This is a genomic window from Mesorhizobium sp. BR1-1-4, assembly GCF_020165375.1.
GTDB classification, from domain to species: domain Bacteria; phylum Pseudomonadota; class Alphaproteobacteria; order Rhizobiales; family Rhizobiaceae; genus Mesorhizobium; species Mesorhizobium australicum.
In genome coordinates, this window is sequence record NZ_JAIUIB010000001.1 from 529217 (window position 1) to 538678 (window position 9462).

Here is a 9462-nt window from a genome sequence, read left to right on the forward strand (position 1 = left end):
ATGCCGTCCGAAACGGCCGGCGAAGCGGCATTTTGGCCTGTCACGAACCGTTACACCCGGTTACGGTCTTGTTCTTGACGCGAATAACCATCATATTCCGCGCAGGCATGCTGGAGCCCCCCAGCGGCGCCTGGGTCCGCAAGAGGCCCGACACCGGACGGGGCAGAAGCAACGAGGATTTCCAATGGCTGATCCCATTCGCAACTATCAGACGTCGGCGGTGCCCGGCGTCCGCGCCGACATCGACCAGGGTCTGCGCGCCTACATGATCAAGGTCTACAATCTGATGGGGCTTGGCCTGCTCATCACCGGCCTTGCCGCCGTCGGCACGATCATGCTGGCCACCACTACCGATCCGGCTTCGGCCGTCGCGACGCTGCCGAGCGGCGAGATGCTGACCTCGTTCGGCTACGCGATCTTCGGTTCGCCGCTGCGCTGGGTTGTCATGCTGGCGCCGCTGGCCGCCGTGTTCTTCCTGTCGTTCAGGATCCAGTCGATGAGCGTCGCCGCCGCGCAGACCACCTTCTGGGTCTATGCCGGTCTGGTCGGCCTGTCGCTGTCGTCGATCTTCCTGGTCTACACCACGGCCAGCATCTCGCAGACCTTCTTCGCCACCGCCGCGGCCTTCGGCGCGCTGTCGCTGTTCGGCTACACCACCAAGCGCGACCTGTCGGCGATGGGCTCGTTCCTGATCATGGGCGTGTTCGGCATCATCATCGCGTCGGTGATCAACATCTTCCTGCAGTCGTCGGCACTGACCTTCGCCGTCTCGGCGATTGGCGTGCTGGTCTTCGCCGGCCTCACCGCCTACGACACGCAGAAGATCAAGGAGATGTATTTCGAGGGCGACGCTTCCGATGTCGCGGGCCGCAAGGCCATCATGGGCGCGCTGTCGCTCTACCTCGATTTCATCAACCTCTTCATGTTCCTGCTCCAGTTCATGGGCGACCGCCGCTAAGCGGTATTGGACCATCGACTCCTGGAAGGGCGGCCCAACGGCCGCCCTTTTCTTTTAAGCGGGCCTCTGCTGTTATCGAAAGCACCAAAGAGGCTTGCATAAAGAATGAGCAATATCGCGATCAGGCCGGCGACCCCGGCCGACCTCGACGCCATAACCGAAATCTACGCCGACGCGGTTGCCAACGGCACGGCGAGCTACGAACTGGAGCCGCCTAGCCGCACCGAGATGGGGACGCGATTCGCCGCACTCGCGGCCGGCGGCTTTCCCTATCTGGTGGCGGAAAAGGCAGGCGCCGTGCTTGGCTATGCCTATGCCGGCGCCTTCCGGCCGCGCCCGGCCTATCGCTTCATCGTCGAGGATTCGGTCTATGTCGCGCCTGACGCCAAGGGCCAGGGTGTCGGCCTGAAGCTGATGCAAAGCCTGGTCGCGGCGGTCGAGGCGGCGGGCTTTCGCCAGATCGTCGCGGTGATCGGCGATGGCCGCGCCGACAGCGCCTCGGTCAGGTTGCACGAGAAGCTCGGCTTCCGTCATTCCGGCCGCCTCGAAGGCTCCGGCTACAAGCACGGGCGCTGGTTGGACACGGTATTCATGCAGCTGTCGCTCAACGGCGGGGCATCGCTGCCACCTGATCCGGATTCGCTGCCGGAGCGGAAGTTCCGGAAGGGGGAACTGAAGAATTGAGGAACAGGACACGCGGCGCCTGACGTAAGCGCCCCTTTCCTTCGTTCCTCAATTCTTCAGTTCGCAATTCACCCCTATACCAGCTTCAGCTTGCTGTCGAAGACGCCGAGCACGCGGCCAAGCTCCTGGCCGCGTTTGAGGATGCGCCCGCCCGCCGCGATGACGGCGAAGGCGCCTTGCTTGCGCGCCAGTTTGGGATCCTTGACGATCTGGAACAGCGGCACTTCGCTGGCGCGTCGGAAGACGGAAAAGACAGCGCGGTCGGTGAGGTGATCGATGGCGTAGTCGCGCCATTCATTGGCCGCGACCATGCGTCCGTAAAGCCTGAGGATCTGGTCCAGTTCGCGCCGGTCGAAGCGGACCGGCTGGTCGAGGCGTGCGCTGCGCGCCTCGTGCAGCGGGATCAATATTGCGGATGCGTCTCCATCCCCCATCCCGCCGCCGTCATCGGTCATGCCTGCCTCGATCCTTCAAAATGAATCTTTGCCAACCAAAGTTGGCCCCTTCGCATCGCAATTGCAAGAGCTGAGAAGCGAAGGCAGCGGCGCGCCGTTTCCGTTGCGTCCAGTCACGTTTGTGAAACGCGTGTTGGAATTGGTGATGCTTCGCCACATTTCCGCCTTTTTTTATCCGCGCTCCTGCCCCAATGTCCGACGAATTTACCGGCGTTGCCTGAGACGGTTCGGTCCGGCACCGGCTCGTAAACCCCAAGCCCCCCGCCCACGGGTCTGCGTCGGATCGAACCAACCTCGGCCTTTTCCTCGGAAAAGCCAGGTGCGACGATCCCAAAACCTAAATGACCGACGTCAGAAGCAAGCTGACGTCGGTTTTTTCGTTTTTGGGCCTTGCACCCGGGACTGCGCGCCGACGGCATCGGCGTAGGGCCGAAAGCGGCCAATCCCGCGTGGCCATTCAATTCTGCCGACCGTGCTTGCCATTTTCCGTTCCACTTAATAGGGTGTTAAGTGAGAACGGAGACGACAATGCCACACGCATCGGGCTCCCCAGTAAAACAGTTGAATGGCGGCGCGGCCGTGCCGGAGGCCGGCGGCGTCGGCCCTCGTATCAAGGCATTGCGCATGGCGCGGCGCGTCTCGCTGCGCCAGCTTGCCGACATGACGGGCACCACGGCGAGCTTCATCAGCCAGCTCGAGCGCAATCTGTGCGGCGCCAACACCGGCACGCTGCTCAAGATCGCCGCCGCTCTCGACCTCGGCATCAACGATCTGTTCGAGGACAATGCGCGTCCCCTGCACAAGGTGCTGAGGCGCGAGGAGCGGCCGGTCGTTCCGGTTGGCCTCCAAGGCCGCAAGATGCTCCTGTCGCGGCGGCCGATCCATCAATTCGAAGTCTATGCCGGCCATTTCGAGGTTGGCGGCTCGACCGGCGACGAGACCTATGTGCATGGCGGCGAGCACGAAATGTTCATGGTGCTCAAAGGCACCGTCGAACTGACGCTTGCCGACGAGCGCCATCTGATGCGCGAGGGCGACAGCGTCGAATACGCAACCTCGGTGCCGCACCGGACCGTCAATGTCGGCGACACGCCGGCCGAGGTGCTCTGGATCATTGCGCCGCCGACCGCCGGCGCGCTCGAACTCGATCGATACAGGCCCGGAAACCGCTCGCATCCGGGTGAATGAAAACAATGCGAGTTCTGCAAATGGGAGAGATGATCATGAAACTGAAATTTGGACATGCGGCGGCCGTCGCCGTGCTTATGGCGGCCACCGCCGCGCTCGCGCAATCCAAGCCGGTGGCGGGAGAGGTCGCCGAAGGCTCGCTGAAGGGCAAGACGCTGACCCTCGTTTCCTATGGCGGCATCTATCAGGACGGCCAGGCGGCGGCACTCAAGGAGTTCGTCGACAAGTCCGGCGTCAAGCTGCTCAATGACGGCCCGACGGAGATCGCCAAACTGCAGGCGCAGGTCGAGTCCGGCAATGTGACCTGGGACGTCGTCGATACCGACGACCTGCCGCCCTATGTCTATTGCGGCAAGCTGTTCCAGAAGCTCGATCTGACGAAGCTCGACGTCTCGAAAATCCCGGAAGGCCAGGTCGGTGAATGCTCGGTGCCGGCGATGAACTACGGTGTTGTGCTGATGTACAACAAGGAAAAGTACGGGGATAATCCGCCCAAGAGCTGGGCCGACTTCTTCGATACCCAAAAATTCCCCGGCGTGCGTGGCATCGACGGCTCCGGCAGCCCGACCGGTGGCCTGCTGGAACAGGCTTTCAAGGTTGCCGGCGGCGATCCGAAGGCGATGACGGTAGCCGATATCGACAAGGCCATCGATGTGGTCCGCAAGCTCGGCCCCGACACGATCTTCTGGAAGACGGGTGCCGAATCGCAGCAGCTCGCCGAATCCGGCGAGGTCGACATGCTGATGATGTGGACGGGCCGCGCCATGACGGCGGTCAAGAACGGCGCCAAGTACGCACCCGCCTGGCAGGATTGGCTGGTGGTGATGGACCAGATGACGATTCCGGTCGGCGTCAAGGATACGGATGCGTCCTACGCGCTGCTCAATGCCTATCTCGGCAAGCATGCCCAGGAGATATTGGCGGAGAAGACCTCCTACACGCCGATCAACAACGACGCGCAGCCCAAGGTCGACGCTTCTGTTGCCGCCTACCTGACCAATACGCCTGAACGCCAGAAGCAGGGCTACAAGCAGAACTTCAAGTTCTGGGTCCCGAACTTTGCGGTGGCGCAGGAGAAGTGGTCGGCGCTGATGGCCGGCAACTGACCGGCTGACGGGAAGCAAGGGCCGTGAGCGCGTCCGAGCCAACCATTCCGGCCGCCGAAAGGCGCTGGGCATGGCGGCCGTTCGCGCTCGCGTTGCCGGCCCTGGTCCTGCTTTTCGCGGTGATCGGCTATCCGCTGCTGACCATCGTGCTGCGCAGCCTGTCGGAACCGGAGTGGGGAGCGCAGAACTATGTCTGGTTCTTCAGTGCGCCGATCAACCTTGTCGTGCTCCAGCGGACCTTCGTCATTTCGGCGTGGGTCACGCTGGTGTGCGTGGTTTGCGCTTATCCCTACGCCTATCTGATGACCGCGGTCGGGCCGCGCGTTCGGCTGGTGCTGCTCTTGTGTGTGCTGATCCCGTTTTGGGTGAGCGGCGTGGTGCGCACTTTGTCCTGGGTGATCCTGCTCCAGGATTCAGGCGTCATCAACTCGGTCCTGCGGTCGCTCGGGCTCGGTGGCGTCAGGCTGATCCGCACCCAGACGGGCGTGGTCATCGGCATGGCGCAGGTGCTTTTGCCGTTCATGATCCTGCCGCTCTATTCGGTCATGAAAGGCATCGATCTCAGGCTGATGCGCGCGGCGCAAAGCCTTGGCGCGCGGCCGTCCCGCGCCTTCTTCACCATCTACCTGCCGCTGTCGCTGCCGGGCGTCTATGCCGGCGCGATCATCGTCTTCATCCTGGCGCTCGGCTTCTACATCACGCCGGCTTTGCTCGGCGGTCCGCGTTCGACCATGCTGTCCACCCTGGTGCAGACACAGGTGCTCAGCCTGCTGCAATGGGGCCGTGGCGGCGCCATGGGCGTGGTGCTGCTGGTCACGACCTTCGTGCTGCTGGCGCTCGCCGCGCCCGTCATGCGGTCCCGGTACCGGGAAGCGGAGCGGCGCTAATGGAGATGAAGCCGCTCACCCGCGTCATCCTCGGCCTTGTCTGCCTGCTGGTGGCCATATGGCTGGTGGCCCCGACGCTGGTCGTGGTGCCGATGTCGTTCAACGAGAACAAGTCGCTGGCGTTTCCGCCGCAGGGCTTTTCCTGGCAATGGTACCAGAATTTCGCCACCAACCCGGACTGGTCGAACAGCTTCCTCAATTCGCTGAAGGTCGCCTCGATCGTTGCCGTGCTGGCAACGGTCCTCGGCACGCTTGCCGCCTTCGGCCTCGACCGCATGAAGGCGCGGCCGGCAAACCTGCTGCGCATGCTGATGTTGACGCCGATGGTGGTGCCGGGCGTGGTGCTGGCCATCGGCATCTACGCGGTCTATCTCGATACGCGGCTTGTCGGCACGCTGCTCGGCTTCGTGCTCGCCCACACCATCCTTGCGCTGCCTTTCGTGCTGATTGCCGTCTCGGCCAATCTCGAAGTGTTCGACAGGCGGCTCGAGACAGCCGCGGCGAGCCTCGGCGCCAGCGCGCTCACCACCTTCCGCACGGTGACGCTGCCGCTGATCGCACCCGGCGTGCTGTCGGGCCTGCTGTTCGCCTTCGCCACCTCCTTCGATGAGATCGTCGTGTCCCTGTTCATCACCAATCCCTACCTCAAGACATTGCCGGTGCAGATCTTCGCTTCCATCACGCGCGATGCCGACCCGACGGTCGCGGCCGTCGGCACGATCCTGTTGTTTGCCACCACGATCCTGATCGGCGGCGGCATGCTTCTTCTTGGCCGCGAGCGGAAAGGACGCCAATGACCTCGGGGCAAGAGAGCAGGGGCGCGGCGATCGATCTCAGGTCGATCAGCAAGGCCTATGGCAGCTTCAAGGCGCTGGACGGCGTGTCGCTGCACATCGAGGCCGGCGAGTTCATGACGCTGCTCGGACCAAGCGGCTCCGGCAAGACGACGACGCTCAACGTCATCGCCGGCTTCACCGAGGCCAGTTCCGGCGCGCTGGAAGTGGGCGGCAAGAGCGTCGTCGGCGTGCCGGCGCACAAGCGCAACATCGGCGTCGTCTTCCAGCATTACGCGCTGTTTCCCCATATGACGGTGAGCCGCAACGTCGCCTATCCGCTCGCCTTGCGCGGCGTGGCGGGAGCCGAGCGCGAACGCCGGGTGCGCCAGGCGCTCGACATGGTCAAGATGGCGGATTTCGGCCATCGCTTCCCCAGCGAGCTTTCGGGCGGCCAGCAGCAACGCGTGGCGCTGGCCCGCGCCATCGTCTTCGATCCGCCGCTGCTGTTGATGGACGAGCCGCTCGGCGCACTCGACAAGAAACTGCGCGAATGGCTGCAGCTCGAGATCAAGCGCATCCACCGCGAACTCGGCACCACCTTCGTCTATGTAACGCATGACCAGGAAGAGGCGCTGGTGCTGTCGGACCGCATCGCCGTGTTCAACCGGGGCCGGATCGAACAGATCGGTACCGGGCGCGAGCTGTATGACGAGCCGGCGACGCTGTTCGTTGGCAAGTTCATCGGCGATTCCACCGTGCTGCGCGGGGCCGCCGCCACCTCGGGCCAGGAGACGGCGATCGAGATATCAGGCCAGACGGTGACGACCGCCAAGCGTCTCGCCAATGGCGGCAGGCCGGTCATGCTGCTGCGCCCCGAAAAGCTGGCGCTCGCCCGCCCTGGTGCTGGCGGCGACAGCCGCAACCGGCTCACGGGCCGTATCGGTGAAGCCATCTATCTCGGCTCCGGCTCAAAATACGAGGTCGACCTGGCCGACGGCTCGAAAGCCATCGTGCGCTCGACGCTGGAAGCAGACAGTTTCGCCATCGGAGACGAGGTCGAGGTGCTGTTCGCCGGCGCCGACGTGAAGCTGCTCGCCGACGACGACAAGGCTGACCTGACGCTCACCTGATTTCGGAACGGATTTCAAAAAATGCAAGCCAAGCACAATGGCGACGTGTCGTTCTGGTATGCCGATATCGGCGGCGTGCCGGCCTATCGGCCGTCCCTGCCCGGCGATATCGAGGCCGATGTCTGCATCGTCGGCGCCGGCTACACCGGCCTGTGGACCGCCTATTATTTGAAGAAGGCGCAGCCTGCGCTGCGCATCGCCATCGTCGAAAAAGAGTTCGCGGGCTTCGGCGCGTCGGGCCGCAATGGCGGCTGGCTTTCGGGCGGCTTCAGCTGGTCGCGTGAGAAATACGCAAAGACCTCCTCGCGCGGCGCGGTGATCGACATGCAGCGCGCCATGTTCGGCACGGTCGATGAGGTGATCGCGGTGACGGAAGCTGAAGGCATCGACGCCGATATCCGCCGCGTCGACAACATCACCGTCGCCACCAACGCGGCACAATTGCAGCGCGCCAAGGCCGAATACGAGGAGCTGCTGCGCTGGGAGATGCCGCCGGAGCGGCTCGCCTTCCTCGACGCGCGGGAGGCGCGCCAGCGCATCGCCATCGACAAGGTGCTGGGCGCCTTCGTCGTGCGCAACGTCGCGCGTGTCCAGCCGGCCAAGCTGGTGCAAGGCCTGGCGGCGGCTGTCGCGCGGCTTGGCGTGCCGATCTACGAGCAGACGCAGGTGCTGGCGATCGAGAAGGGCAAGGTCACCACCAGCAGAGGCATCGTGCGGGCAGGGAAGATCATCCGCGCCACCGAAGGCTTCACGGCTGGCATTCCCGGCTACGAGCGTCTCTGGCTGCCGCTGAACAGCGCCATCGTGGTGACCGAGAAGCTGCCGAAAGAACTGTGGGACCAGATCGGCTGGAACGGTTACGAAGTGCTGGGCGATGCCGCCCACACCTATTGCTACGCGCAGCGCACGCGCGAAGGCCGCATCGCCATGGGCGGCCGTGGCGTGCCCTACCGCTTCGGTTCGCGCACCGATGTGCGCGGCCGGACCCAGCAGGCGACCATCGACCAGTTGCACGAGGTGCTGACCAGGCTGTTGCCGCAGACCAAGGGCTTGCGTCTCGACCATGCCTGGTGCGGGACGCTTGGCGTACCGCGCGACTGGTGCACCACTTCAGGCTTCGACCGGGAAAGCGGCATCGGCTGGGCCGGCGGCTATGTCGGGCTCGGGGTTTCCAGTTCCAACCTGTCAGGCCGCACCTTGCGCGACCTCGTGCTCGGCCACGACACCGAGTTGACCCGGCTGCCCTGGGTCAACCGCACGGTCAAGAAATGGGAACCGGAACCACTGCGCTGGCTCGGCGTGCACACAATGTACCAGCTCTATCGCATCGCCGACCGGCGTGAAGCAAACGGCCTGGACCGGACCTCACGCCTTGCGGCCTTCGCCGATCGCCTGACCGGACACTGAAAGCATTCGAGCAGGAAATGTGCGGTTTCCGTCTGGAATTGCGCCGAACCCGTTGTTACAGCTTACGATCGAGGGAGGTCTCGGATCCGGGTCTGTGGATGAAAGCCGCACCCAGGATGGGGCCTGGCAGGCCATCCTTGCCGACCGACTGCAAAAGCACGGCGCAGCCGCCTTTCTTGGTGATCTCGCTCAGCGGAAATTCGTAGCGCTGCGCCTTGCCATGCCACATGCCGGCGGTCTGGATCCCGGTGACGGCGTTCCAATAGGTCATCTTGCGGCCGGAGTTCTCGCCCTGGCCGATCTTGACCGTCTGCGGCGCGTCGAAATAGACGATGACGACATGGGCGTCGTTCGGGCCGGCGCCGGCGTCACCTGCATCGATGATCACACGGTCGCCGGTGCGGCTGACCTTGATGGGCACACGCATGCCTTCGCCGGCACGGGCCATGCGGGCAAGCGCGCCGTCGACCTCACCGCGATTGGCGCCGTTGACATGCATGCGGCCGTTCAGGACGGCCTGCGGCGTATAGACCGAACGGCTGCTGAAATAGCGCATATAGTCATATTGCCGCTCGGTGTTTTCCTTGTGGCTCAGCGTGTCCTTCCAGCCGAGATAGTCCCAGTAATCGACATGATAAGCGAGCGCGACAAGGTCTTGCCTCGTGGCGAGTTCGGCGAAGAACGCGTCCGCCGGCGGGCAGGAACTGCAGCCCTGGCTGGTGAACAGTTCGACCACGCCGAGCGGCCTGTCGGATTTTTCGGCCTGGGCCCTTTCGGGCTCGCTGGCATGCCCAGCGCCGGCAAAAGCCGAGAAGGCCAGCGCGAAGGCTGCCAGCCACAATGATCGTCGCGAGGCCATGACCATTCCAAT

General features: G+C 64.0%; 10 protein-coding genes. 8 read left to right on the forward strand and 2 right to left on the reverse strand.

What is annotated here, in order from left to right; genetic code table 11:
• Positions 1 to 184: 184 nt before the first annotated feature.
• Both LB571_RS02685 and LB571_RS02690 read left to right on the forward strand, forming a co-directional pair.
• Positions 185 to 958, forward strand: a complete 774-nt coding sequence (locus tag LB571_RS02685; protein ID WP_015314936.1) for a Bax inhibitor-1/YccA family protein — start codon at positions 185 to 187, stop codon at positions 956 to 958.
• Between the two features lie 105 nt (positions 959 to 1063).
• The gene (locus LB571_RS02690) at positions 1064 to 1642 is read left to right on the forward strand and encodes a GNAT family N-acetyltransferase (protein ID WP_140618237.1); all 579 of its coding nucleotides are present in this window, start codon (positions 1064 to 1066) and stop codon (positions 1640 to 1642) included.
• Positions 1643 to 1716: 74 nt separating this feature from the next.
• On the opposite strand, the gene LB571_RS02695 is transcribed toward LB571_RS02690, so the two are convergent.
• A complete protein-coding gene (locus LB571_RS02695; RefSeq protein WP_023782086.1) occupies positions 1717 to 2097 on the reverse strand; it encodes a DUF2794 domain-containing protein in 381 nt (126 codons plus the stop codon).
• Between the two features lie 528 nt (positions 2098 to 2625).
• Here LB571_RS02695 and LB571_RS02700 point away from each other — a divergent pair.
• Genes LB571_RS02700 through LB571_RS02725 form a run of 6 tightly spaced genes read left to right on the forward strand, consistent with a single transcriptional unit; the run spans position 2626 to position 8591 of the window.
• The gene (locus LB571_RS02700) at positions 2626 to 3285 is read left to right on the forward strand and encodes a helix-turn-helix domain-containing protein (protein WP_015314933.1); all 660 of its coding nucleotides are present in this window, start codon (positions 2626 to 2628) and stop codon (positions 3283 to 3285) included.
• Between the two features lie 35 nt (positions 3286 to 3320).
• Entirely contained in the window at positions 3321 to 4391 is a 1071-nt protein-coding gene (locus LB571_RS02705) for an extracellular solute-binding protein (protein WP_224592052.1), read from the forward strand.
• A 23-nt stretch (positions 4392 to 4414) separates the two neighbouring features.
• Positions 4415 to 5278: an ABC transporter permease gene (locus tag LB571_RS02710; RefSeq protein WP_140793871.1), complete on the forward strand. Its 864-nt coding sequence runs from the start codon at positions 4415 to 4417 to the stop codon at positions 5276 to 5278.
• Positions 5278 to 6075 carry an ABC transporter permease gene (locus tag LB571_RS02715; RefSeq protein WP_140660404.1) on the forward strand — a complete coding sequence of 266 codons (798 nt, stop codon included), beginning with the start codon at positions 5278 to 5280 and terminating at the stop codon, positions 6073 to 6075. Before LB571_RS02710 ends, LB571_RS02715 begins: the two co-directional genes overlap by 1 nt.
• Positions 6072 to 7184, forward strand: coding sequence for an ABC transporter ATP-binding protein (locus LB571_RS02720; RefSeq protein WP_224592054.1), 1113 nt, complete (start codon positions 6072 to 6074; stop codon positions 7182 to 7184). Before LB571_RS02715 ends, LB571_RS02720 begins: the two co-directional genes overlap by 4 nt.
• A gap of 21 nt (positions 7185 to 7205) precedes the next feature.
• Positions 7206 to 8591 carry an NAD(P)/FAD-dependent oxidoreductase gene (locus tag LB571_RS02725; RefSeq protein ID WP_224592057.1) on the forward strand — a complete coding sequence of 462 codons (1386 nt, stop codon included), beginning with the start codon at positions 7206 to 7208 and terminating at the stop codon, positions 8589 to 8591.
• 55 nt (positions 8592 to 8646) lie between these two features.
• On the opposite strand, the gene LB571_RS02730 is transcribed toward LB571_RS02725, so the two are convergent.
• Positions 8647 to 9456 (reverse strand): DUF1223 domain-containing protein, encoded by an 810-nt coding sequence (locus LB571_RS02730; RefSeq protein WP_224587148.1) that lies wholly within the window; start codon positions 9454 to 9456, stop codon positions 8647 to 8649.
• Positions 9457 to 9462: the final 6 nt, after the last annotated feature.